Source organism: Pseudomonas sp. NBRC 111138, assembly GCF_001320835.1.
Lineage (GTDB): Bacteria > Pseudomonadota > Gammaproteobacteria > Pseudomonadales > Pseudomonadaceae > Aquipseudomonas > Aquipseudomonas paracarnis.
Genome location: NZ_BCBO01000078.1, coordinates 60442 through 85948, shown reverse-complemented (window position 1 = coordinate 85948; position 25507 = coordinate 60442). Strand labels below are relative to the sequence as shown.

Genomic DNA, 25507 nt, shown 5'->3' with positions numbered 1-25507 from the left:
GGAAGCGTTGCTGGTGGTAAAGCGTGGCGAGGTCCTGCCACAAGTACTGGAAAGCGCCGTGCTCGACCTTGAACAGGGCGACAACGCCGAAGTCGCACGGCTCAACGGCTACCTGCACGCCATCGTCGCCTACGAGCCCAAGCCCGACAGCGACTGGTTGCAACTGACTTTCCGCTTTATCGACCAGGATGCGCAGAAGCTGGACTACATATCCCGCCTGATCGCCCGTGGCACGGCGCAGAAGCATTTCGTGCCGGGTGCGTGAAGCACCGCGACGCCTATCCCCTGTAGGAGCGAGCTTGCTCGCGAAAAACGCCAACGATAACGCGTGCTTCCTGAATAAACGCGGCGCCTGTGAGTTTTTCGCGAGCAAGCTCGCTCCTACAGAGGGCGACTGGTCTACAGTCAGTCCAGCAACAGCACCTTGGCCAACACGATCTTCGGCCCTTTCATCTTCTTGATGATGATCCGCAAGCCTTCAACTTCCAGCACTTCTTCTTCTTCCGGCACGCGCTTGAGCGTGTCGTAGATCAGGCCGGCCAGGGTTTCGGCTTCGATGTGGTCCAGGTCGACGCCCAACAGGCGTTCCACCTTGAACAACGGCGTGTCGCCACGCACCAGCAGTTTGCCGGGCTGGTAGGCGAGGATGCCGCGCTCGGCCTTGCGATGTTCGTCCTGGATATCGCCCACCAACACTTCCAGCACGTCTTCCATGGTCAAGTAGCCGATGATCTTGCCGTCAGCTTCCTCTACCAGGGCGAAGTGCGCGCCGCCTTTGCGGAACTGCTCCAGCAGTTGCGACAACGGCATATGCCGCGATACGCGTTCCAGCGGGCGGGTCAATTCGGCCAGGTTGAACGATTCGGGGATATGGTCCAGGGCAGCCAGTTCCAGGAGCAAATCCTTGATGTGCAGCAAGCCGACAAACTCGTTGCGCACCGCGTCATACACCGGGTAACGGCTGAATTTATGGCGACGGAACAGCGCGAGGATTTCCTTGAGCGGGGCGTTGAAGTCCAGGGTCACCAGGTCTTCCCGGGAGTTGGCCCAGTCCACTACTTCCAGCTCGCCCATTTCCACGGCGGAGGCGAGGACGCGCATGCCTTGGTCGCTGGGGTCCTGGCCACGGCTGGAGTGCAGGATCAGCTTGAGTTCTTCGCGGCTGTAATGGTGCTCATGGTGGGGGCCAGGCTCGCCTTGGCCCGCGATACGCAGGATGGCGTTGGCACTGGCGTTGAGCAGGTAGATGGCCGGGTACATCGCCCAGTAGAACAGGTACAGCGGCACGGCCGTCCACAGCGACAGCAACTCGGGTTTGCGAATCGCCCAGGATTTGGGGGCCAGTTCGCCGACCACGATGTGCAGGTAGGAAATCACGAAGAAGGCGGCAAAGAACGACACGCCCTTGATCACTTCCGGCGACTGCACGCCGACCGCGCCCAGCATCGGCTCGAGGATGTGCGCAAAGGCCGGTTCACCGACCCAGCCCAGACCCAGGGACGCCAGTGTGATGCCCAGCTGACAAGCCGACAGGTAGGCGTCGAGCTGGCTGTGCACGGTACGCAGGATCTGCCCGCGCCAGCCGTTCTTATGGGCGATGGCCTCGACGCGGGTGGCGCGCAGTTTGACCATGGCAAATTCCGCAGCAACGAAGAAACCGTTGAGCAGTACCAGGATCAGTGCAAAAAGAATCATGCCGAAATCGGCGAAGAGTGTAGCGAGGGTAATGCCAGGGGAAGGGTCCATGATGGGGTTTTGCAGGTTCCGTGTGTTCAATAGGGGTGACAGGTGGGCCTGAAAGGCAGGCGCAAGTCGGCCAATGTAGCGGCTGACGGGGCGCTTGCCTAGTGCCCGCTGCCGGGCGGGGCTGCAAAGTCGTGTCGCAGAACCCGTGTGGGAGCTGGCTTGCCTGCGATGGCGGTCTGCCTGCTACCGATAATTTGGCTGACCCGCCGTCATCGCAGGCAAGCCAGCTCCCACAGTGGGCCGTGCTCACTTCCGCTTAATCATCGGCCTCGACCGCTCGCGAACGGTTTACCTGCGCCGGCGCAAAATGACAGGTAAAGGTACTGCCATGCCCCAGCACGCTGCTGATTTCCAGGCGGGCCCGATGGCGCAGCAGCACATGCTTGACGATGGCCAGGCCCAGCCCGGTGCCGCCGGTGTTGGAGTTGCGGCTGGAGTCGACACGGTAGAAGCGCTCGGTCAGGCGCGGCAGGTGCTTGGCGTCGATACCGATACCCGAGTCCTGCACACTCAGGTGCGCGCCGTGCTCGTCGGCCCACCAGCGAATGCGGATATTGCCCTTGTCCTGGGTGTACTTCACCGCGTTGAACACCAGGTTGGAGAATGCACTGCGCAATTCGCCTTCACTGCCCTTGAGCAATACGGTTGGGTCGGCCTCCAGCGTGATCTGCTGCCCGCGTTCGCCCGAGAGGGCCTGGGCATCGTTCTTGATCGTCTGCAACAGGCTCTGCACCGCCACGGGGTGGTTGTCCGAGGGGTAGTCCGTGGCTTCAAGCTTGGCTAGCAACAGCAGGTCGTTAAGCAGGGTTTGCATGCGCGAGCCTTGCACCTGCATCTGCTGCAGGGCGCGGCTCCAGCGTGGGTTGATCTCATCGACATTGTCCAGCAACGTCTCCAGGTAGCCGCAGATCACCGTCAACGGCGTGCGCAGCTCATGGGAAACGTTGGCGACGAAGTCTTTGCGCATCTGCTCCAACTGGTGGATACGGGTCACATCACGTACCAGCATCAAGTGCTCGTTGTTGCCGTAGCGAGTCAGGTACAGCTGGATGCGCACGCGGTCGTTGGTGGGCGAGGGGATTTCCAGGGCTTCTTCGTAGTTGTCCTGCTCGAAGTATTCCTTGAAGCGCGGGTGACGCACCAGGTTGGTCACCGGCTGGCCGCTGTCCTGGGGCGTCTTGAGGCCCAGCAGAGTCTCGGCGGCACGGTTCCACCATTCCAGGTTGCCGTCGCTGTCGAGCATGATCACCGCGTCCTTGAGTGCGGCGGTGGACTCCTGCACCCGGTCGATCACCGCTTGCAGGCGCCCGCGTACCCGTTGGTCGCGGCGCTGCAGGTGGTAGATGCTGTCGAACACCTCGCCCCACAGGCCATAGCCATCGGGGGGGGCCTCATCGGGTTTGTGCTGGCGCAGCCATTCATGCAGGCGCAGCAATTGTTTGAGGGTCCAGCCCAGGTACAACGCGATGCCGGCGGCCAGGCTCCAGCCGTAATAGCCACTGATCAGCCCGACCAGCAGGCAGGCAGTGATCAACAGAAGCATGTGGCGGATCAGGGTGCCATGCCAGTTCTGGTTCAAGGTGCGTCCTTCGGAGCAGTTTCAAGTTTCAAGCTGCAAGCTCCAAGCTTAAGCAGTCCCGCTTTTAACTTGCGGCTTGTGGCTGATTGCTCAACCTTTGGTAGAAAACCGATAGCCGGTACCGCGCACGGTTTGTACCAGATTCTCGTACGCGTCGCCCAAGGCTTTGCGCAGGCGGCGGATATGCACGTCCACAGTGCGCTCTTCCACATAGACGTTGCCCCCCCATACCTGGTCGAGCAGTTGGCCACGGGTGTAGGCGCGCTCCTGGTGAGTCATGAAGAATTGCAACAGGCGGTATTCGGTCGGCCCCATCTCCGCGGGCTTGCCGTCGATGGTCACGCGGTGGCTGATCGGGTCCAGGATCAAGCCGTCGACTTCGATAGGCGCTTCGCCATCGGTCGGGCCGGCGCGGCGCAGCACGGCTTTGAGGCGCGCCACCAGTTCCCGTGGGGAAAACGGCTTGGTGATGTAGTCATCGGCGCCCACTTCCAGGCCCTGGATCTTGTTGTCCTCTTCGCCCTTGGCGGTGAGCATGATGATCGGGATATCCCCGGTCAGCTCGTCACGCTTGAGACGGCGGGCCAATTCGATGCCCGAGGTGCCGGGCAGCATCCAGTCGAGCAGGATCAGGTCCGGCTTGCGGTCGACGATAATGGCGTGGGCCTGCTGGGAGTTCTCCGCCTCCAGGCAGTCATAGCCGGCCATTTCCAACGCGACGGCGATCATTTCGCGAATGGGCGCTTCGTCGTCAACGATCAGAATGCTCCTGCCAACCATGCTCAATCCTCTTGTCATTTAACTGTCTTGCGCCGCATTAGATAACGGAATTATTGCAGTCGTGTGACAGTAATTTAGTCGCTTGGGCAATTAACGGCACTCTGAACTACCCTTTGGGTCCGAATCCTGACAACCACAAAAGGAAGGTTCCGATGACTTACAGCACTGTTTCCTGGAAAACCCTGCTGGTATCTGCGGTGTTGACGCTGCCAGGGTTGGCGTTTGCGGCAGAGCCGGCGATGACTAAAGATGGGATGTTGGTGGACCACAAGGGCATGACGCTCTACACCTTCGACAAGGACGCTGATGGCAAATCAGTGTGCAAGGACCAGTGCGCGACCAACTGGCCACCGCTGAAGGCAGAGTCCACCGACACCAAGACCGGCGATTGGACGGTGATCACCCGCGACGACCAGACCAGCCAGTGGGCCTACAAAGGCAAGCCTGTCTACACCTACAAGGACGACAAGAAAGCCGGTGACAAGACCGGTGATGGCAAAGGTAGCGTCTGGCACATCATCAAGCCCTGACTAAGCGGCGGCTTGGAGGCCTTCGCGAGCAAGCCCGCTCCCACTTTTGATTGCGAATACAGTCAAATGTGGGAGCGGGCTTGCCCGCGATGGCGTCCCAACAGTCACCACAGAATCCTCAGCGAACCGCGTAATCCACCACGATCCCGACAAAAATCGCCAACCCCGCCCAGTGATTATGCAAGAACGCCTTGAAGCACTTCATGCGGTCCCTGTCTCGTGTGTACCAGAACTCCCAGACAAAACAGCCCGCTGCCGCCAGCAACCCCAGGTGGAACCACCCGCCCAGCTCGAACCGTGCGCCGGCCAGCAACAGGCACGCCAGCGCCAGGCCTTGCAGGGTGAGGATGATCACGCGGTCAGCGTCACCGAACAGAATGGCGGTGGATTTCACCCCGATCTTCAAATCGTCATCGCGGTCGGTCATGGCGTAATAGGTGTCGTAGCCCACCGTCCACAACAGGTTGGCGATGTACAGCAGCCACGCGGTGGCAGGCAAATGGCCGGTCTCGGCGGTAAACGCCATCGGCATGCCCCAGGAAAACGCTGCGCCCAGCACCACTTGGGGGTAATAGGTGTAGCGCTTCATGAACGGGTAGCTTGCCGCCAGTGCGAGGCCGCCCAGGGACAGCAGGATGGTGCTGGCATTGGTCAGCAGCACCAGCAGGAAACTGATGCCCATCAGCACGGCAAAAAACACCAGCGCTTCCTTCGAACTGATCTTGCCGCTAACCAGCGGGCGTTGCTCGGTGCGTTTCACATGGCCATCGACCTTGCGGTCGGCCCAGTCATTGATCACGCAGCCGCCGGCCCGGGTCAGTACCACGCCCAGCACGAAAATCACGATATTGATCAGTGACGGCGAACCCTTGCCGGCGATCCACAGGGCCCACAGCGTCGGCCACAGCAGCAGGTAGATGCCGATGGGCTTGTCCATGCGCGTCAACTGAATGAAATCCCAGGCCCTGGGGTTCAGGCGGTTCAAGGACTTGAGCAGACGTTGGTACATCAGCAGTTCTCCGGATGATCTTGCAGCGCGTGCCAGAAACTGGGCAGGAAGACTTCCGCCACCAGCACGCTCAGCGCCCCGCGGTCGAAGCGCGAGCGGCGCGCCCACAGATTATCGGCCTGGTCCGCTGTCGGCAGCCAGGCACGAGGGTAGTGACACACTTCAATGGCCTGGCGGGTAAAGGCGCGGTCGCAGAACAGCAACTCGCCCAGCGAGCGGCTGCCCAGTTCGTCCATGTGCAGCCCGTCGCCCTGCAAGGCACTGCGGGCCGCCACGCTGCGGGCGAACACCCAAGGCTGGCCGTGCCCGCGCAAATACACCTCGCGTACCCAACCGATACTGGCCGGCGGTAGGTCCAGGGCGGCGCATTCGTCGTCGCGCAACGGTTGCCAGCCTTCGAACAGCGGCGTCACGCTGAAACCCTCGTTGGACAGCCACGTCAGCCGTCGCGTCAGCGAGCCTTCGTCAAACAGCCAGTTGAGGGTCAAGGGCGTGGGCAAGGGGCTCAGAAGGCTCTGGGTCAGCCATTGGCAAGCATCGGGAAGGGCGATTGAGTGCGGCACGGTGAGTCAGTATTGGCAGCAAAAGAGGCGGCGAGCTTACCATGGCACCCTGGGCTTTTGCCGTGCCAAACCCGTCGTTTGCGTCGAACGTGCTTGCATCTGCCGGCCCCGATCAGTACAAAACGCCCTGAGCCGCGCGGCAACGCTGGATCCATCGACCGCCGGCCAACACGCCTGAACCTGAGGAAGCATGTAATGAAGAAGTGGCAATGTATCGTCTGTGGCCTTATCTATAACGAAGCGGACGGCTGGCCGGATGACGGTATTGCACCAGGCACTCTGTGGCAGGACGTCCCGGAAGACTGGCTGTGCCCGGACTGCGGCGTGGGTAAGTCGGACTTCGAAATGATCGAAATCGCGTAATCCCGAATTTAAGAAACGTACTACAAGGAGAAAGGAATGAACGCACCTATCGTGATCATCGGCACAGGATTGGCCGGTTACAACGTCGCCCGGGAGTTTCGCAAGCTCGACAGCGAGACCCCGTTGCTGCTGATCACTGCCGATGACGGACGCTCCTACTCCAAGCCCATGCTCTCCACCGGCTTTGGCAAGAACAAGGAAGCCGATGGCCTGAGCATGGCCGAACCTGGCGCCATGGCCGAGCAACTCAAGGCCCAGGTGCGCACCCATACGCGCATCAGCGGCATCGACCCAGGCCACAAGCGCCTGTGGATCGGCGAGGAAGCGGTGAGCTACCGCGACCTGGTCCTGGCCTGGGGCGCAGAAACCGTGCGCGTACCGGTCGAAGGCGATGCGGCTGAGCTGATTTTCCCGATCAACGACCTGGAAGACTACGCGCGCTTTCGTGCCGCTGCTGCCGGCAAACGGCGCGTGCTGCTGCTTGGCGCTGGCCTGATCGGCTGTGAGTTTGCCAATGATCTGATCCTGGGCGGCTATGAAATCGACCTGGTCGCGCCGTGTGAGCAAGTCATGCCGACCCTGCTGCACCCGGCGGCAGCCGCAGCGGTGCAAGCCGGGCTGGAAGGCATCGGCGCGCGTTTCCACCTGGGCCCGGTGCTCAATCGCCTGCAACGCACGGCTGATGGCCTTGAAGCGCACCTGTCGGACGGTGAAGTGATCCACTGTGACCTGGTGGTGTCTGCCATTGGCCTGCGCCCGCGTGTAGACCTGGCCGCAGCGGCCGGCCTGCAAATCAACCGCGGGATCATGGTGGACCGCCACCTCAAGACCTCCCACGCCAATATCTATGCCCTGGGCGACTGCGCCGAGGTCGATGGCCTGAACCTGTTGTACGTGATGCCGCTGATGAGCTGCGCCCGTGCCCTGGCGCAAACCCTGGCCGGCAATGCCACGGCGGTGAGCTATGGGCCGATGCCAATCACCGTGAAAACCCCGGTGTGCCCGCTGGTGGTCTCACCTGCGCCACGAGGCACTGAAGGCGTCTGGAGTGTCGAAGGGCAGGGTGCCGACATCAAGGCCCTGTGCCGCGATGCCAGCGGCCGCCTGCTGGGTTACGCACTGACTGGCAGCGCTGTCATGGAAAAACTGGCGCTGAACAAAGAACTTCCGCCGTTACTGGCGTAAATACCACCCGTTCTGTCGCAAACATCACGTTCATACCCCGAGAAAGGCCGCCGCGAGACTGGCGCGGCGCCCGAGGGCGTGCCATCCTCACTCCCGTCTGCCGCAGAGTAGAGCCTGCGGCGCCTTGGCGCTGCTCCACCAGAGAGCAGCACGGACATAACAACAAAAAACCGTCAAAGAGGCTTCACATATGCGTAAACCAGATCTCGCAGCCGCCATCGCTGAAAAAGCCGATCTCACCAAAGAACAGGCCAACCGCGTCCTCAACGCCGTCCTCGAAGAAATCACCGGCGCCCTGCACCGCAAGGACAGCGTCACCCTGGTCGGCTTCGGCACTTTCCTGCAACGCCACCGCGGCGCCCGCACCGGCAAAAACCCGCAAACCGGTGAGCCAGTGAAAATCAAGGCGAGCAACACCGTAGCGTTCAAGCCGGGCAAGTCGCTCAAAGACAGCGTCAACCCGTAAGTTAAGCGGTACCGTCTCGAAGGGAGGCGGGGCGGTAAAGAAGATGGGCACGCCGGCTGGGTCGGGTGCCCATTTTTTGTTGGGTGCTGATGCGTATGCCAGATTAAGCCAGCTCGCCTAATCGCATTTTCAGAGCGTCGATTTGTTCCTCCACTGCGTTGATAACATCGGCGCTGTCGCCCCACATATCAAGAAACCCCCATTCGTCATTGGGCGGATCAATCAGTTGGGTCAGTATTGAAATAGCCTGCTCAATCAGGGGTTTGAGTTGTGCCAGATGTTCAGCTGGCCATATATAGGGGTTGCCTAGGGCTTGTAATAGATAACAGGCAGCCCTAAAGGCGTCATAACGTTCTTCAGCGGGATCAAACTGGCTGATTTCGTTGATCAAGACCGCAAAATTTTGTTGTTTCCAGAACTCCTGAAACCAGTCCGCGGCTTCATCGTTTTCCCAAGGGTTGTAATTCCAGGCGCCCATTTTTGACTCCTTAGCCACATTTTCCGAAACGTGATGGTTTGGATTTTTCTGTTGCGACCCAGTTGGGGTTTTTGAATAGCTCACGTGTACCGGCAGGCGCTCGAAGGTTGGAGGTTTTCCCGCCGTCTACGCTCCTGCCGCCATTTCGCACAATTTCACTGGCTTCGACCTTGTAGATTTCCTGGGCGGTGGCCCCGTTCATACTGTGTAACTGTACCGAGCTGATTTTGTCAGCCGGCAGTTTTCCAGAAGCGACATGCTGACTCAGTCTTGAGCCGAAGGTTTGATCAGTAGTAGAACCTACATAGAGCTTGCCATTTTTGTCAGTAAATCGATAAACACCGACTGATTTTGCATCCGAGCCAAGCGCCTCCAGGAGCGCTGGGTTCAGTCCAAGAGGATCGATCCAAGTCAGCGGGTTCGAGGCATAAGCGTAAAGATTCAAACCACCTGCCAGACCTATAGGGTCAGGTGTCGTAAAACGGCCAACGTCGGGGTCGTAATACCGCAAGGTATTGAAATGCAACCCGGTTTCTCGATCAAGATACTGACCCTGGAATCGCAGGTTTTGCTCCTCGATGAAGTACGCTTCTCGCACTTCTTCAAGGGGCGCGCCCCATGCTTCGTAGCGCGCTTGCCAAACTATGAGCCCATCAGTCTCAGTGAGGTACTCTGGCAGTCCGTTCAGGTCATTGTGGTAATACCGTACGCACTGGTGTTTCCCCGTACCGTCCACTCGAGCTAGCGGGTCATAGCTGTAATTGTCATATAGATAGAGGCTGGTCTGGCTATGCCGATGTTCCTGTAAAAGACGCAAGCCATCCCAGTCGAAGCGTGTTTCTCCCAGGCAGAGCCCATTGGCATCGTGTTCCGTTTTGCCAACACGCCGCCCCAGAGGGTCGTACACCATCCTCACAATCGTGTTCAGCGCGCCTTTCTGGCTATGCACTTTGATCAGGCGATGCTCGGCATTGTAAGTAAACCGTTGCAACCCGCGCGACGTGCTGCTTTTCTCGATCATCCGTCCAAGGGTGTCGTACTTGTAACGTTTGTCTTGATAGGTGAGCAGGCGGTTATGCCTTACCAGGCCGCCTTGGGTCGGGCCGTCGAGCAAATTGGCGGCAGCATCATAGGCGTAGGTTTCGCTGCGTCCTGCTTGGTGGTTGACGAGGATACGTCCCGTACTGTCGTAGCCCAGAAGCTCTTGACGGTCAGTACGACGACGCCCGATCAGGTTATCGCTTGGGTCGTAGCAGTATTCAGTCTCAACCAACGGTGGCAATTGCCACGGTTGGTCAATAATACGACGCTGTCGCGAGCGAACCCGTCCACTTCGATCATAGGCGGTACTCGTTTTGAGTTGGCCCTGAGTGCGTTGCACTTCGCGGTGCAAACGATCCCGCTCGAAGTCGCTAATGACCTTACCATCGAGATTCAACTGATGCAGGTGGCCACTGCCGTAGTACAAGCGATTGAGCCACCGACCATCGGGCAAGCCGGTTTGAATCAGGTTTCCCAGTTCGTCGTAACGATGCTGCACAGAACCGGCCGAGCTTTGTTCCTCTAGGAGCTGCCCCATGGCGTCATAGCTGAAACCGAGTGATTGCTCACTCCCATCAGGCGCTGTGAAAGTGACACCGATCAGTTGGTCGCTCAGGTCGTGGACGTAGCTGGTAGTACCGTCCGCAGTTATTTTGCTGACCAGGCGTCCAACCGGATCTCGCTGAAACTGGTGCGACAATGGGGCTACGGGTTCGCCTTCCGTCCCCGGCAGGTAATCCACGGCGACGACATCAGCCAGCGGATCATAGGTGTAGCGGCGCCGGCTCTGGTCAAGATCCTGCTGCTGTACCATGCGGTCCGCTGCGTCCCATTCAAAGTGATAGCTCTCTCCGTTCTCATTGGTCAGTTTGCGCAGTCGCCCATAGTCGTCATGGTCGAACATCACGCTGCGGTTATGCGCATCCCACCGTTGATTGACCAAGCCGCGACTATTATAGGCATAGCGTGTGACGGCGCCGCCGGGATCGATGTGAGCAAGCAGATAACCAGTGGCGCTGCGCTGGAACTGTTCCACGCGACCATCCGGAAGCTGGCATTCCAGCAATAGCCCTCGAGGTCCGTACCGGTAGCGCACCGACTCGCCTTCCGCATTGGTCTGCACCACCAGATTGCCGAACGCATCGTATTGATAACGGGTGGGGTAACCCGAGCAATCTACCGCCTCGACCAACTGGTTCCATTCGTCCCAATGCAGTGTCTTGGTTTTTTCAGTGGCGTCGATGATTTGCACCGGCTGCCCGAACCCGTCATACACATAGCGCGTACGGTTTCCCAGTGGGTCGATTTCCTCGACGCAATTGCCACGCTGGTCGTACCGATAATGCCAACTGTTGCCTGCCGGATCGGTTTCCACTTGGGGCAATGCCCAGTGCGCCAGCCATTGCGTGCTACTGGTTCTGGACAGCGGATCGATGACGGCGCTCAGGTTGCCGGACGCGTCATAGTTGAAACGCCACTGGCCTTTTTGCGGATCAATCGCACCGAGCAACTGGCGATCATCGTTCCACTCAAACTGCCACGCATGACCCAGGTTATCGACGTAGCGAGTGATCTGGAACTGCGGGTTCCAATGCCGGGTGCTGACCCGCATCAGGCCGTCGGTCACGCGGGTAATGCCGGCGTCCAGGTCGTAATGGAAGCTGTATTCATCACGCGCATCTGTCCAGTGGCGGCTGACGCGCCATTCCGGGCCGCCTGGCCCAGGTACTTCAGCCCACTGGTAGAAGCAGCGCAGGCCACTCGGCAATTGGTGTTCGACCATTCGCCGGTCATTGTCGTAGGCAAAGCGTCGAAGGGTTGTACCTTGCTCGTCCAGCACTTCAGCCAGATCGCCCACGCTGTCGTAGCGATAACTGACGAGCACATCGCTGCGCGCATCGAAATGGTCCTGGCGCAGGTAGCGCCGCTCGATGTAGCTCACACGCCTAGGGTGTTCAGCCGAGTAGTTCAGTTCTACATGCATCAAATCGTGGGTGTCGCGCAGGCGATACAGTCGGCCCTGACTGTCGTAGTCGAGGAAAATCCGCCCCTCATTGCGATCACCCAGCAGATGCAAGCGCATCCGCGAGTTATTCAGCGGGTCGGGCTCGAACAGGCGATACAGGCCGTCGATGCTCTCGATCAATACCGCGCCGTCGCCACTGCGCCTGACTGCAAGGCCTTGGCCCGGATCGAACGCTCCGCCGGACAACGGGATGTAACCGATCTCCAGGCGGCGTCCTTGCTCGTCGATGTAGATTAGGTTTTCGTCCGCTTCTATCTCGATCGACACCTCATACGCGACGCTCCAGCCAGCGCCAAATAGGCCGTCCCGGCGTGTGTCGAGGCTGCTGTAAAAGCGCTGCCAATCTATCGGGAGCAATCCCTGCAATGTGAAGTCCAGTTCCTCATCCCCGCCCAGGATCTTGGCGCCCGTCGCGCTGTGCACTGGATTGGGCGAGCCATTCATGGCGCTCTTGAGCGCGGAGGTGACCTTGCTGGTTGCGTAAGAGACGGCGCCCCCCACCAGCAAACCACCGACCAGACACGGCAGCTTGGTCCAGAAACACTTCACATTGCCCCGTAACGCCATCACCACGGCAATGGCAAGCCCCACCCCCGGCGTTTTCCCGCTACGAATCTCCTGTACCACAATGGTCTCGCCACCAATGCGCACGTCCGGCGAAATCAAGCCCTTGGCCGTGCCAATCTTGGCGTCACAGGTACTGCGATCCCCGCTGCGTGCCGCAGGCTGCCCATTGATGAACACTGAGCTGGAACCCTCGGCAATGAATTGCAGGGGCATGGGCGGGTGCTTGTTGCACGCCACGGTATCCAGCGGGCAAGGCTCGGTGCCGGGGGTAGGCGAGGCGACGGTCGGGCGCCACATCTGCGAGAAAAACTCCCCGGCCATATCCAGGAAGCTTGGTGCCGGCGGCTCGCTGGGCGCGACCGGTACAGCGGTCATCTTACCGGCTGCGCGGGCGGCCTTTTTGCCATTGATAAACACATTGTGCGAGCCGCTGGTGATGAACGCATCGATTACTGGCGGGAACACCCAGTTGGCGGCGGACTCGCACCAACTGGATATTTTCAAGTCAGCCCCCGTGAGCCCAGCGGTGATGCCGACGACCGCGCCCACCACCAACACCAGGGCCACACCGCCGGTGGCGATGGTCGCACCGGTCGCGAGGAACACTGCCCCGGCAACGGCCAGGCAGCCCACGGTAGTGATCGCCGCATAGGCGGCCACTTCCAGCACACCGCCGAGAATGTCGGCCATCACCGAGGTGTGCAGCAGTGCGTCGCCTTCGCGGGCGGCCCAAAGGTCCTCACTCATTGCTCAGGCTCGACTCAAGGCGTGGCAAGGAAGTTGAGTGTGCTTTTCAGCGTTGCCCAGTGCGCCGCCTCGGCCGGGCCCAGGGGCTGGGCCTTGACGTAACTGAGGGCGATCAAGCGACGTGTGCCCGGTATCTGCATGGCCAGCTGATATTGGTAAATGTTGTCGCTGCCTTTGCTGAAGTGGTTCTGCACTTCAAACGCGTCGATGTCCTGCGCTGGACCGACCTTGACCGCTTGCGCCGGGGAATAGCGAAGGTCCTGGACCTGCTGTTCGAGTTTTTTCAACTGGCCTTCGAAATTGCTTTGCAGGCTCTCGCCATCGGCCAAGGGGCTGCGGCTCACCACCAGGGTAGTGCTCAGCTTGGCGAACTTGAGGATATTGATCGAGGTGTCCTGTACCTCGGCATCGGGCAGGGTGAATTGGGCTTCGTTGATCAGGTAGTTCATGGTGGCGAAATCTCGTTATTGACCAGCACCGGGCTTACCGGGGAATTTTGACTCGACGGCGGACTTGATCGTGCTTTGCACGCCTTGGGCACCGGGCGATGTGCCCTTGTCACTGCCCAGGTTGATGTCCAATTTGCCCTTTGTCTGGATCTTGCTGCTGCCGCTGGAAAACAGGTTGAACGAGCCGCAGGTCAGGTTGATGTCCCCGCCTGCCTTGAGCTCGATCACGCTGTCGCCGCACACCAGGCGAAGACTCTCGCCGGCCTCGATGGTGTAGTGCGTGGCGGCGCTGTCGGACTTGGCACCGCCCACGATCACCGTGTCGTTGTTGCGCACAACCCGCAGGCGATTGCTGCCGATGGTCACCGTCTCGTTATGCCCAATGCTCTTATTCCGGTCATGCCCCACCGAGTGGCTTTCATCCACCTCCACCACGATGTCCTGGTTACGCTCGGCATGGATATACAACTGCTCCAACCCCTTCTTGTCCTCCATGCGGATTTCATTGAAGTTGGCCGGCGTTCCGCCTTTGCTGGAGCGGCTTTTCATGCCGCTCTGGGTGGCGTTCTCCGGCAAGTCGTAGGGCACCGTCTGCTCAGCGTTGTACACCCGCCCGGTGATGATCGGCCGGTCGGGGTCGCCTTCGAGGAAGCTGACGATCACCTCCTGGCCGATGCGTGGAATCTGCATCGAGCCCCAGTTCTTGCCGGCCCAGGATTGCGACACACGAATCCAGCACGAGCTGTTCTCGTTGGATTGGTCGTGGCGGTCCCAGTAGAAATGCACCTTCACGCGGCCGTACTGGTCGGTCCAGATTTCCTCGCCCTTGGGGCCTACCACCAGCGCGGTCTGCGGGCCTTTGACGATGGGACGGTGGGTGTTGGCCAGCGGGCGGAAACTCTGCTGGGCGTCGATGCAGGTCAGGCTGCTTTCAAACTGCGCCGAGCCTGAACCGCCACCGCTTTCCAGGCTTTCTTGCACGATGTAATAGCGGCAACCGACGATCAGGTACTCGCGGTTCTGGTCCTGGCGGCTGAAGCCAGTGAGGCTGAACAGATGGCCCGAGCCCAGGCCGCGCGCATTGCCGCTGAACTCGATCTGTTCATGCAGGGTTTGCAGGGCCTCGATGCGGGTGCGCGCATAGTGTTCGCCGTCGGCGCTTTGCACGTAGGTACCGGGGTAGTCGTACAGCGGGTAGTCGCCGGCGGTGTGCGGGCGCGGCATGGCCGAGCGCACGTCGATGCTCGCGCTGGGGCGCTGGAAGTCGTAGTCGTTCAGCTCCAGCGAGCCCGGCTGCACCTCCTGCGCCAAGTGCCAATTGTGCATATGGTCGCGTTCGCGCTGCTGCTCGTCCTTGGGGTAGTAGGGGATCGACGCGTAGCCGGGCACGCTGGTGTGGGCGCCATAGGCGTCGGCCAGCACCAGCACATGGCGGTCCTGTTCATGGCGGAAGAAGTAGTAGATGCCTTCCTGTTCCATCAGGCGGCTGACGAAATCGAAGCTGGTCTCGCGGTACTGCACGCAGTACTCCCACTCGCGATACGGCCGGCTGAGGGCGTCTTCGAAGTCGGAAAAACCCAGGTCACGAAACACCTGCTTGATGATCTGCGGGATGCTCAAGTTCTGGAAGATACGACAGTCGGAGGTGCGGCTGAGCAACCACAGCCAAGGGCGCAGGGTGACTTGGTAACTGGCGAACTGGCCTTTGTCGATGTTCTGGCTGCACCGCGCAACGATCCCGTGGAAATGCCGCTCGCCGCCGTCCGCCAGTTGCAGGCCGACGCTCATCGGTTTACCCAGCAATTGGTTGAGGTCGATGTTGGCGTCCAGGGACGTCAGTTGCAGCTCATAGTTGAACAGCCGGCCCAGCTCTTCACCGCCGCCCATTTCGTTGAGCAGCAGCACATCCCGCCCGAGGGGGCTGTTGATCTTGGCCAGGCGTGAGGCTTGGTTGAATAGCATCGGTAGTCCCGTAAATACCGTCATCACTGACGGAACCGGATCAACTGTGGGAGCTGGCTTGCCTGCGATAGCGGTGGATCAGTCAACATCAATGCTGAATGTCAGACCGCTATCGCAGGCAAGCCAGCTCCCACACTGACCGTATTCCAACAATAGTTATTCGGTGTCGCTGAAGTCGTAGTGCAGTTCATTATCCCGACTACTGATCCGCACCCCCGCCAGTGCCTTGCCTTCCAACATGCGCGTGAGGAATTCGCGGCTCATGTCCGGCAGCAGGCTGTTGGTGAGGATGGTATCGATCATGCGCCCGCCGCTTTCAGTCTCGGTGCAGCGCGAGACGATCAGGTCGACCACTGCATCGTCGTAGTCAAAGGCGACTTTGTGGGTGTTCTCCACGCGCTTCTTGATGCGGTTCAGTTGCAGGCGCGTGATCGCTTTAAGCATCTCGTCGCTCAGCGGGTAGTAAGGGATGGTCACCAGGCGACCGAGCAAGGCCGGTGGGAAAATCTCCAGCAGAGGCTGGCGCAGGGCCTTGGCGATTTCCTCGGGCTCGGGGGTGTTCGCCGGGTCCTTGCAGACGTGGGAAATCAGTTCGGTACCGGCATTGGTGGTCAGCAGGATCAGGGTGTTCTTGAAGTCGATCACCCGGCCTTCGCCGTCTTCCATCACGCCCTTGTCGAACACCTGGAAGAAAATCTCGTGCACGTCCGGGTGAGCTTTCTCCACCTCATCGAGCAGCACCACGCTGTAGGGTTTGCGCCGTACCGCTTCGGTCAGCACACCGCCTTCGCCGTAGCCGATATAGCCCGGTGGCGCGCCCTTGAGTGTGGACACGGTGTGGGCTTCCTGGAACTCGCTCATGTTGATGGTGATGACGTTCTGCTCGCCGCCGTACATGGCTTCGGCCAGGGCCAGGGCTGTTTCGGTCTTGCCCACACCCGAGGTGCCGGCCAGCATGAACACGCCAATCGGCTTGCTCGGGTTGTCGAGGCCGGCGCGGGAGGTCTGGATGCGCTTGGCGATCATTTGCAGGGCATGGTCCTGGCCGATGATGCGTTTCTTCAGGTGCTGGTCGAGGTTGAGCACGGTTTCCAGTTCGTTGCGGGCCATGCGGCCCACCGGGATGCCGGTCCAGTCGGCGACCACCGAGGCCACGGCCTGGTAATCCACGGTCGGCAGGATCAACGGGGTCTCGCCTTGCAGGGCGGTGAGGCGCTGTTGCAGATCGACCAGTTTTGCACGCAGTTCATCGTTGCCGCTGTCCACAACCCCGGCCTTCTCGCGCAGGGTTGCGCGGGTGGCGAGCAGCTCATCCACCAGGGTTTTCTCTTCGGCCCAACGGCTTTCCAGCGTGGTCAGACGCTCACGTTCGGCGGTCAGCAGCGCTTCGCTATGGGTTTGACGCGCTCCAATGGCAATGCCGATCGCATGCTCACGGGCGATGATTTGCAGCTCGGTTTCCAGGGCTTCGATACGGCGACGGCTGTCGTCCACTTCCGCGGGGACCGCGTGCAGGCTGATGGCGACGCGGGCGCAGGCGGTGTCCAGCAGGCTCACGGACTTGTCCGGCAACTGGCGCGCCGGAATGTAGCGGTGGGAGAGCTTCACCGAGGCTTCCAGAGCTTCGTCGAGGATCTGCACCTGGTGGTGTTTTTCCATTGTGGAAGCCACGCCGCGCATCATCAGCAGGGCCTTGTCTTCCGACGGCTCGGCAACCTGTACCACCTGGAAACGGCGGGTCAGGGCCGGGTCTTTCTCTATGTGCTTTTTGTACTCGGCCCAGGTGGTGGCAGCCACGGTACGCAAGGTGCCACGGGCCAGGGCAGGCTTGAGCAGGTTGGCCGCGTCACCGGTGCCGGCGGCGCCACCGGCACCTACCAGGGTATGGGCTTCGTCGATAAACAGGATGATCGGCTTGGGTGAAGCCTGCACGTCTTCGATGACCTGGCGCAGGCGCTGTTCGAACTCGCCTTTCATGCTGGCGCCGGCTTGCAACAGGCCCACGTCGAGGCTGCGCAGTTCCACGTCCTTGAGCGCAGGCGGTACGTCACCGGCGACGATACGCAGGGCGAAACCTTCGACCACGGCGGTCTTGCCCACCCCGGCCTCACCAGTGAGGATCGGGTTGTTCTGGCGCCGACGCATGAGGATATCCACCAGTTGGCGAATCTCCTCGTCACGGCCCACGATTGGGTCGAGCTTGCCGCTGCGGGCCTGTTCGGTCAGGTCCACAGTGAAGCGCTTGAGCGCTTCCTGCTTGCCCATCGCGCTGGGCGCCATGGCACCGCTGGCCTCGCCAGGGACGCCGGCATTGAAGCCATCGCTGGCGCTCAAGGCATTTTCTGGCGAGTCACCGACGTATTCATCAAAGCGCTCGCTCAGGGCCTCGGCCTTGATCTTGTCGAACTCGCCGGACAAACCCAGCAGCGCATGGCGCAGGCTCGGTGTCTTCAAGATGCCCAGCACCAGATAACCGGTGCGAACCTGGCTTTCACCGAACATCAGGCTGCCATACACCCAGCCGCGTTCCACGGCTTCTTCCACGTGGGACGACAGGTCGGTGATCGACGTCGAGCCACGCGGCAGGCGATCCAGGGCTTCGGTGAGGTCACGGGCCAGGCGCGCCGGCTCCACGTTGAACTGGCGGATGATGCGGTGCAGGTCCGAGTCCTGCAGTTGCAGCAACTGGTGAAACCAGTGGGCCAGTTCCACATACGGATTGCCCCGCAACTTGCAGAACACGGTGGCGGCTTCGATGGCTTTGTAGGCCACGCTGTTGAGTTTGCCGAACAGTGCGGCGCGACTGATTTCACCCATGCTCTGGATTCCTTGAGGTGGTGGCGTGGTCGGCGTAATGCCGGGCCAGGATTAGGTCGTTGGCGTCATGCGCAGGTTGGCCGAGCCAGGTGTTGAAGCCCAGGCGGAACTGGCCGTTGAGTTGCAGCGCCGGAACTTCGGGTTGTTGCAAAACCAGGTTCAAGTCCCAGTCCATTTCATGGCCCAGGTACTCGGCCACCCACGCCACCAGCTCGTTGAACGGCTGTTGGCCGGGCAGCATGCCCATGTAGTCATCCAGCGTGAGCGGGCCCAGGCGGATGCGGAATTTGTGCTGGCGGTCCCACACGTGGCTACCCAGGCAGAAGTCCACGCCCAACTGGTTGGCGCTGACCCCCACGCGGCTGCGTTCGGGCAGTTCCAGCCATTGGCCGACGTATTCCTCGATCTCTACCGGCAGGCCGAAGTACTCGCTGAGGATCGCTTTCAAGCCATCCGGGTAACGGGTTTGCGCCGACAGATGGCCGCTGTAATGCAGCTTCGCGGTATCGGGGATCAGCCCTTGATTGAGCAGGCTCGGCATCCCGCGGCCACTCAGGGCGGCGAGGCGGGCGGACCAGTAGTCATCGTCCGGGCGGTCATGGCTGACCGTTGGCCGCGCCTCGGCCCAGGCCCGATAGAACAGGGTCAGCAAGCGATGGTGGAACACATCCAGGAACTGCTTGCTGGTGCTGTCGGCGTTGTTGCGTTGGCGCTCGCGCACGTACTCGGTGATGTGCAGCGGCAGCGGCCCGTTGGGGCCGCCGAGGCCGAAAAAGAACTGCTCCAACCGCGCCGGCTTGCCGTCGCCACCGGGGTCGACCGAGGCGAGGGTGGCGGGTGCGAAGGTGCAATCGGCCTGCTGCCCCAGGCGCAGCGGGTCATCGGCCAGGCGTAGGGAATGGCCCAGGCGTGGCAGCTCGGGCGTTTCGCACTCGATGCGCCGCAATGCCTGGAAGAAGTCATATTCCCAGGGCTCCTGGTGCATCGCGTCCAGGGTTCTCACAGGGTCGGACGCCGTCCGGGCTTGGCTTTCCATCGCATGATCTCGCCGCGTTCGGTGGTACGGATTACCGTCTCGGTAAAGCTGTTGATCGACACGTAGCGTGCCAGGAAGCGCTCCAGCACTGCACCGAGCAGGAACACGCCGGTGCCGCGAAACGCGTTTTCATCGAACTCCAAGGTGATTTCCAGGCCGCGGCCAAACACAATCGGGCCAGGCATCGGCAGGCGTCGAGTCACCGCCTTGCTGCTGACTTCGCGCAGGCCTTCGATCTGCAATTGCAGGGCGGCGTCATTGCTGTCGCCGTACAGGCGCAGCAGTTCGCGCAAGGCGCCGGCGCCCTGGCCCTCTTCGCTCAAGGACAGGTAGTTGAGCGACAACTGGCTGATCAGGCGCCAGGCCTTGGCGTCATGCGCATGGCTGGCACGCGGGCGGCTTGGCCCGGCGACGCACCGCACGGCCAGTACCGGTGCACTGTCGGCCAGGGTGAAGTCGGTCTTGCCGTTGCCCACGCTCATGAACAGCGGCAGGTCCCGGTTGGTGCACAGTGCCGTCACGCCCAACTGGCGCAGGTCATGGCGATACGGCGCCTGGCGGCTGTCCACCAGGCTGACGAAGGTTTCACTGCCCACATAAGTGGAGCGCGGGCCATTGCGGCGCTGATCGCTGGACAGCACACGCGGCTCGCGGCGCACGCTGTAATACGCTTGGTCGCGGCCATAGCGCGACGGATCGCGCACCGCATAGAACGGCAAGAACGGCTGCTCCGGTCCGGTGCCATGGCCAGTAATGCCGCTCAAGGAGTGAATCTCGAAATCCATCGGCCGCGTACGGTCGGCGATCACGTGGTGTTCATTGACCCGGTCGGACAAATGGATGCGGTCCACGCGCTTGGGGAACAGGTTGATGGCGGGCGTGCAGAACGGCAAGAACTGCGCCGCGCCGACACTGCCTTCCAGGCTCGGTTCGTGGCGGTCGAACAGCACTATCAGTTCCAGCTCCTGGCCGTCACACCGTTTGACCGCACGGCTCAACTCGGCGAACTCAACGAACAGGAAGCGATGGGGCAGGGCAAAGTATTCCTGCAACAGGCGATAGCCCTGGAACGCCCGCGCCACCACCGGCATGGCCGCATCGGCATCATCGAACCCCCGCGAGCGCAACGCGCCCTGGGGCAGGCGCTCGACCCAATCGCCACCGGGCTGGCGTGCAAACACCGCGCAGGCATTGCCCAGCAGTTGTTCGTAGAGGCGAAACGGTTGTTCATCAGCGCCGCTCAGGTACAGCGGCAAGGTATCCAGGTCGAGGCTGTTGAACGGCAGCTCGGCACCGGTGCGCAGGGTCAGGCGCAGGCCGGCCTTGGCTTTCGGTTCGCTGGCGGCCAGGCGCCCGAGCACGGCGGCGGGATTGCCGAAATATTCGGCGTTGCTGACCTGCAACGGCCACAGCGTCACCGGGTGCGCGGTGCGGTACTCGCAGCAGGTCTGGGTTTCACGGCCCAGGGCGGCACGCAGCACCGTGTCACGGGGTAGCGGGAAACCGCCGGCCAGGGAGCCTTCATCGGGGTCGGTCTGCAGTTGCACTACGGTCATCGACGGCGTCGGTGCCAGGTAATGCGGGTAGGCGATTTCCAGCAAGTTGTGGGTGAAGGTCGGGTACTCGGCGTCGAGCTTGAGCTGCACGCGGGCCGTGAGATAGGCGAATCCTTCAAGCAAACGTTCGACGTACGGGTCGGCGCAGTCCATACCGGACAGGGTCAGCCGACTGGCGATCTTCGGGTATTCCTTGGCGAACTCGGCGGCGCTTTCGCGCACGTGGTGCAGTTCCTGGTTGTACAGCTCCAGCAGGCGCGGGTTCATGGGCGTCTCCGCTGGTCGGCATTCAGCACGCGCACATGGCCGGACTCCAGGTCCACGTCGGTCTGCAACAGCAAACGCAACGGCACCGGCTGTGCCCACAGGTCGCCTTCAATTTCGAAACTCAGGGCGTTGTGATTCATCTCGCCATGGCCCATGCGCGCCTTGACTCGCAATGTGTGGCGCAAAATACGCGGCTCGAAAGTGGCGATGGCCTGGTAAATCAAGGCTTCCAGGGCTTTGATGTCGACGCTCGAAGCGCTGTTGCCCGCCAGTGCCGGCAGGCCGTAATTGACCACCGAAGTGCCGGCCGGGGTGTGCAGCGTGGCATCGGTATCGAGTAACGAGGTGGTGTTAAGCAACCACGCCAGGTCACGCAGCACCGAGGCCTTCAATTGGGTCAGGGACAGCACGCGTTTGTCGGCGCTTTCCTTGGGGTTGGTCGGGTCTTCGTCGGTCAACCGGTCCAGCAGGGACGGTTGCAGACGGTCGCGGGAAGCGATTTCAGTTACCACCAAAGCAGCTCCACGGACGGGTTGCGAGAGGGACACAATGGCCGTGGCACCGGGCCACGGCCACAAGGGCTATCAGCGTTTGGTGTTGGAACGGATGTTCCAGCCAAACTTGATGGCGCCGCCGTCTTTGGTGCCGTCGGCTTTCTGCGGCTGGTAGTCGACCATCACTTGGGCAAAGTTCAGGGTGACGTTTTCGGTCAGGCGATCATCGCTGCCCGAACCGCCGGTGCTCAAGGAGGTGACCAGCACTTCTTCCAGGTTGATCACCATGTACTCGACCTGGCTCTCGCCACCGGCCTTGCGCACGGTCAGCTTGACCTTGTCGATGTGCTTGCCGCTGGCGCAGTGCATCATCAGGTTGGGCGAAGCCTTGTCGACGTACTTGGTCAGCGACAGGTCCTGGATATTCACCTTGCCCGCGCCACCGCCACCGCCGACGTGCATGTTGCCGGACTGGGACATGCCCCAGCTCCAGTTCAACACATCGATTTCGTCCTTGTGGGCCTTGTCCATGGACTCGCCCTTGATGTCGCCGATCTTGATGAAAATATCAACAGCCATGTTTTCTCCCTGTGTGGCCCATGCCACTTGATTGGGTGATCGTTCCCACGCTCTGCGTGGTAACGCATCCTGTGACGCTACGCGTCACCGGGACGCAGAGCGTCCCGGGCGGCATTCCCACGCGGAGCGTGGGAACGAGCTAGCTCAATCGTTACTTATGCGCTTTTTGCCGAAGGCAGTTTCGATACCAGGCGCAACGACACCGTCAGCCCTTCAAGCTGATAGTGCGGGCGCAGGTAGAACTTGGAGTTGTAATACCCCGGGTTGCCTTCGACTTCTTCCACGATCACTTCGGCCGCCGCCAACGGGTGCTGGGCCTTGGTGGTTTCGGTGGAGTGCGCCGGGTCGCCGTCGACGTAGTTGAGGATCCAGTCCTGCAACCAGCGCTGCATTTCGTCCTTCTCTTTGAAGGAGCCGACCTTGTCGCGCACGATGCACTTCAAGTAGTGGGCGAAACGGCAGGTGGCGAACAGGTACGGCAGGCGTGCGGCCAGGTTGGCGTTGGCGGTGGCGTCCGGGTCGTCGTATTCGGCAGGTTTCTGCAGCGACTGGGCGCCAATGAACGCGGCGAAGTCGGTGTTTTTCTTGTGCAGCAGCGGCATGAAACCGTTCTTCGCCAGTTCCGCTTCACGGCGGTCACTGATGGCGATTTCGGTCGGGCACTTCATGTCCACGCCACCGTCATCGGTAGGGAACGTGTGGGCCGGCAGGTTTTCCACTTCACCACCAGACTCGATGCCGCGGATGCGCGAGCACCAGCCGTAGTGCTTGAACGAACGGTTGATGTTCACTGCCATGGCGTAGGCGGCGTTGGCCCAGGTGTACTTGGAGCTGTCGGCGCCGTCGGTGTTTTCTTCGAAAGCGAAGGCTTCCACCGGGTCGGTCTTGGCGCCGTACGGCAGGCGTGCCAGGAAGCGCGGCATGGTCAGGCCGATGTAGCGCGAGTCTTCCGATTCACGCAGCGAGCGCCAGCCGGCGTATTCCGGGGTGGTGAAGATCTTGGTCAGGTCGCGTGGGTTCGACAGTTCCTGCCACGAACCCATGCCCATCACGGTCGGCGAGGCCGCAGCGATGAAAGGCGAGTGCATGGCGGCGCAGACTTTCGACAGCTCGCCCAGCAGTTCCACGTCGGGCGGCGACTGGTCGAAGTAGTAGTCACCCACCAGGCAGCCGTAAGGTTCGCCACCGAACTGGCCGTATTCTTCTTCGTACATCTTCTTGAAGATCGGGCTCTGGTCCCACGCGGTGCCCTTGAATTTCTTCAGTGTCTTGTGCAGGTCTGGCTTGGAGATGTTGAGCACGCGAATCTTCAGTTGCTCATCGCTCTCGGTGTTATTGACCAGATAATGCAGGCCACGCCAGGCGCTTTCCAGTTGTTGGAAATCCTGGTGGTGGATGATCTGGTTGACCTGGGCGGTGAGCTTGGCGTCGATGGCGGCGATGATCGATTCGATCGACTTGATCGCGTCGTTGGACACCAGGTCGGTTTGCGCCAGGGCCTGTTCAGCCAGGGTGCGCACCGCGGTTTCAACGGCTTCGCGGGCACGCTCGGTCTTGGGCTTGAATTCTTGCAGCAGCAGGTTCGCGAACTCGCTGGCTTCTTCGGTGGTACCCAGGATCTGGCTGCCTTCGCGGGCGGTATTGTCCGTCATGATTACTGCTCCCCTGCAGGCTTGGGCGCGCTGGCAAGTGCCTGAAGCAATGCCGGGTCCTTGATCGCCTTCATGATGATTTCTTCAGCGCCAGTCTTGCCGTCCATGTAGGTCAGCAGGTTGGCCAATTGGGTGCGGGCTTCGAGCAGCTGGTTCAGCGAGTCGACCTTGCGGGCCACGGCGGCCGGGCTGAAGTCGTCCATGCTTTCGAAGGTGATGTCCAGGCTCAGGTTGCCTTCGCCTGTCAGCTCATTGGGTACGTGGAACGCGACGCGTGGCTGCATGGCCTTGAGGCGTGAGTCGAAGTTGTCGACGTCCACCTCAAGGAACTTGCGGTCGGCCACGGGTGCCAGCGGCTCGGCAGGCTTGCCGGCGAGGTCGGCCATCACGCCCATCACGAAGGGCAGCTGGACCTTTTTCTCGGCGCCGTAAAGCTCGACGTCGTACTCGATCTGCACTCGAGGCGCACGGTTGCGCGCGATGAATTTCTGAGAACTTTGCTTCGCCACGTTGCTGCTCCTGGTCGCTTGAGCGACGGTGTTGTTACTGCACGGTCCGGCGGCTTACTCGCTGTCGGGGCCGCGCAGGTTTTCAAATTGGGACATGCCATCGGGAATCAGATTGCGAACGATGGCCGCAAAGTCGGCATGTACCAGATTCTTGGCTCGGTTCAACAGCACCGGCAGCGGGCTCGAAGGCTCGTGGCGGGTGTAGTACGCAAGGATTTTGTCGAGGCTGCGCAGCACATCGTCGCGGGTGGCGATGTCGCCCGTCGGGCGAGGGGCTGCGGGCGCGGCGGCGTCGACCGAGGGGGCATTGTCTTCACTGACGGCCTCGGGATCGCTGCTGCTGTCGGTGCCTGGCACCGCTTGATTGAGAAGTTGCAGGGCCTGTTTGAGCGGCTGCTTCAAGGCGCTGAGGTCCACGCCCTGGGCGGAACCGACTTGGTCATTGACCTGTTGCTCAATGGCCTCGCACGCCGTGCGCGCCGCGCTCAAGGCGTCGCGGGTGGCTTGCAGTTGTTCGGGGTCGCTGTCCAGGAACGCGGCGTTGAGTTGCTGGTTGCCCAACTGCTCATCGGCAAAACTCTGCAGGCCGCTGGCGTTGAGCGCGGCGCGCAGGCTCACGGGCCCGAAGGTGCGCGAGCGTGTCAGGATGCTTTCGCGCAGCAGCCGAATATTGGTTTCGCAGGTCAGGCCGGTAAGGGCGTTGATGCGCACGGTGGGGTCGTTGTCATCGTCGGCATCCAGGCGCGGGTGCAGATCGGCCCAGTATTGGCGCAGCAAGGCGTCGATCAGCGTGAGGACTTCGGCCAGCCCGGCCACACCCTGGAGGGCGAGGGTGCTTTGCAGCAGAAAGTGGGTGATGCGCAGGTCTTTGCTGCGCTGCAACAGGTCGAGGCTTTGCTGCTGGATGCTGCGCCACTCGGGCGGCTCAGCGGGCAGGATCGAGTCGCCCATGCTGCGTTCGGGTTGGCCCTTGGCATCACGTTCCAATTGCAGAAATTGCGCGTCATATTCCATGTCCTCGCCACAAGGCGACGTCGCGGAAACGGCGGTGAGCAGCAACGGCACATCCACTGAATTCGATCTCCTTATCGGCCCGCTGGATGGCG

The 25507-nt window shown here is 61.2% G+C and carries 21 protein-coding genes and 1 pseudogene; 5 read left to right on the top strand and 17 right to left on the bottom strand.

Features of this window, described 5'->3' with window-relative positions:
- A pseudogene (locus APH41_RS14770) lies at nt 1-265 on the top strand (response regulator); the annotation flags it as partial.
- 140 nt (nt 266-405) lie between these two features.
- Here the strand turns inward: APH41_RS14770 and APH41_RS14765 are convergent.
- From APH41_RS14765 to phoB, 3 genes are all read right to left on the bottom strand, one after another.
- On the bottom strand, nt 406-1746 hold the full coding sequence (locus tag APH41_RS14765; RefSeq protein ID WP_003195620.1) for a hemolysin family protein: 1341 nt from the start codon (nt 1744-1746) through the stop codon (nt 406-408).
- Nucleotides 1747-2002: 256 nt separating this feature from the next.
- Nucleotides 2003-3289 (bottom strand): phosphate regulon sensor histidine kinase PhoR, encoded by a 1287-nt coding sequence (gene phoR, locus APH41_RS14760; protein WP_254914116.1) that lies wholly within the window; start codon nt 3287-3289, stop codon nt 2003-2005.
- A 126-nt stretch (nt 3290-3415) separates the two neighbouring features.
- On the bottom strand, nt 3416-4105 hold the full coding sequence (gene phoB, locus APH41_RS14755) for a phosphate regulon transcriptional regulator PhoB (RefSeq protein WP_003195617.1): 690 nt from the start codon (nt 4103-4105) through the stop codon (nt 3416-3418).
- 152 nt (nt 4106-4257) lie between these two features.
- Here phoB and APH41_RS14750 point away from each other — a divergent pair, with 152 nt between their 5' ends.
- Nucleotides 4258-4635 (top strand): hypothetical protein, encoded by a 378-nt coding sequence (locus APH41_RS14750; RefSeq protein WP_054896059.1) that lies wholly within the window; start codon nt 4258-4260, stop codon nt 4633-4635.
- A gap of 118 nt (nt 4636-4753) precedes the next feature.
- Here the strand turns inward: APH41_RS14750 and ubiA are convergent, their stop codons facing one another.
- Nucleotides 4754-5644, bottom strand: a complete 891-nt coding sequence (gene ubiA / locus APH41_RS14745) for a 4-hydroxybenzoate octaprenyltransferase (protein WP_014720511.1) — start codon at nt 5642-5644, stop codon at nt 4754-4756.
- Entirely contained in the window at nt 5644-6207 is a 564-nt protein-coding gene (locus APH41_RS14740; protein ID WP_034129121.1) for a chorismate lyase, read from the bottom strand. Before APH41_RS14740 ends, ubiA begins: the two co-directional genes overlap by 1 nt.
- A gap of 195 nt (nt 6208-6402) precedes the next feature.
- Here APH41_RS14740 and APH41_RS14735 point away from each other — a divergent pair, with 195 nt between their 5' ends.
- The 3 genes from APH41_RS14735 to APH41_RS14725 all read left to right on the top strand — a co-directional run bounded on the left by APH41_RS14735 (nt 6403) and on the right by APH41_RS14725 (nt 8221).
- Nucleotides 6403-6570 (top strand): rubredoxin, encoded by a 168-nt coding sequence (locus APH41_RS14735; protein WP_014720509.1) that lies wholly within the window; start codon nt 6403-6405, stop codon nt 6568-6570.
- A 36-nt stretch (nt 6571-6606) separates the two neighbouring features.
- On the top strand, nt 6607-7755 hold the full coding sequence (locus APH41_RS14730) for an NAD(P)/FAD-dependent oxidoreductase (RefSeq protein WP_054919771.1): 1149 nt from the start codon (nt 6607-6609) through the stop codon (nt 7753-7755).
- Nucleotides 7756-7945: 190 nt separating this feature from the next.
- Nucleotides 7946-8221: an HU family DNA-binding protein gene (locus tag APH41_RS14725; protein WP_003195589.1), complete on the top strand. Its 276-nt coding sequence runs from the start codon at nt 7946-7948 to the stop codon at nt 8219-8221.
- A gap of 103 nt (nt 8222-8324) precedes the next feature.
- On the opposite strand, the gene APH41_RS14720 is transcribed toward APH41_RS14725, so the two are convergent.
- The 12 genes from APH41_RS14720 to tssA form a co-directional block, all read right to left on the bottom strand.
- Complete coding sequence (locus tag APH41_RS14720) at nt 8325-8699, bottom strand: DUF4259 domain-containing protein (protein WP_054919768.1); 375 nt, start codon at nt 8697-8699, stop codon at nt 8325-8327.
- A 10-nt stretch (nt 8700-8709) separates the two neighbouring features.
- Nucleotides 8710-13080, bottom strand: coding sequence for an RHS repeat-associated core domain-containing protein (locus APH41_RS14715; protein ID WP_082423351.1), 4371 nt, complete (start codon nt 13078-13080; stop codon nt 8710-8712).
- Between the two features lie 14 nt (nt 13081-13094).
- Entirely contained in the window at nt 13095-13529 is a 435-nt protein-coding gene (locus tag APH41_RS14710; protein WP_054896056.1) for a DcrB-related protein, read from the bottom strand.
- A 15-nt stretch (nt 13530-13544) separates the two neighbouring features.
- Nucleotides 13545-15491, bottom strand: coding sequence for a type VI secretion system Vgr family protein (locus tag APH41_RS14705; protein WP_054919766.1), 1947 nt, complete (start codon nt 15489-15491; stop codon nt 13545-13547).
- 156 nt (nt 15492-15647) lie between these two features.
- On the bottom strand, nt 15648-18308 hold the full coding sequence (gene tssH / locus APH41_RS14700; protein ID WP_054919764.1) for a type VI secretion system ATPase TssH: 2661 nt from the start codon (nt 18306-18308) through the stop codon (nt 15648-15650).
- Nucleotides 18301-19344 (bottom strand): type VI secretion system baseplate subunit TssG, encoded by a 1044-nt coding sequence (tssG, locus tag APH41_RS14695; protein ID WP_054919762.1) that lies wholly within the window; start codon nt 19342-19344, stop codon nt 18301-18303. Before tssG ends, tssH begins: the two co-directional genes overlap by 8 nt.
- Nucleotides 19308-21167 (bottom strand): type VI secretion system baseplate subunit TssF, encoded by a 1860-nt coding sequence (tssF, locus tag APH41_RS14690; RefSeq protein WP_054919759.1) that lies wholly within the window; start codon nt 21165-21167, stop codon nt 19308-19310. Before tssF ends, tssG begins: the two co-directional genes overlap by 37 nt.
- Entirely contained in the window at nt 21164-21679 is a 516-nt protein-coding gene (gene tssE / locus APH41_RS14685) for a type VI secretion system baseplate subunit TssE (RefSeq protein ID WP_034129256.1), read from the bottom strand. The genes tssF and tssE overlap by 4 nt, the downstream gene beginning before the upstream one ends.
- Before the next feature lie 72 nt (nt 21680-21751).
- Complete coding sequence (locus APH41_RS14680; RefSeq protein WP_003195562.1) at nt 21752-22240, bottom strand: type VI secretion system tube protein Hcp; 489 nt, start codon at nt 22238-22240, stop codon at nt 21752-21754.
- A 155-nt stretch (nt 22241-22395) separates the two neighbouring features.
- Nucleotides 22396-23892, bottom strand: coding sequence for a type VI secretion system contractile sheath large subunit (tssC, locus tag APH41_RS14675; protein WP_003195559.1), 1497 nt, complete (start codon nt 23890-23892; stop codon nt 22396-22398).
- A 2-nt stretch (nt 23893-23894) separates the two neighbouring features.
- Nucleotides 23895-24401 (bottom strand): type VI secretion system contractile sheath small subunit, encoded by a 507-nt coding sequence (gene tssB / locus APH41_RS14670; protein ID WP_003195557.1) that lies wholly within the window; start codon nt 24399-24401, stop codon nt 23895-23897.
- 54 nt (nt 24402-24455) lie between these two features.
- Complete coding sequence (gene tssA, locus APH41_RS14665) at nt 24456-25472, bottom strand: type VI secretion system protein TssA (RefSeq protein ID WP_054919757.1); 1017 nt, start codon at nt 25470-25472, stop codon at nt 24456-24458.
- Nucleotides 25473-25507: the final 35 nt, after the last annotated feature.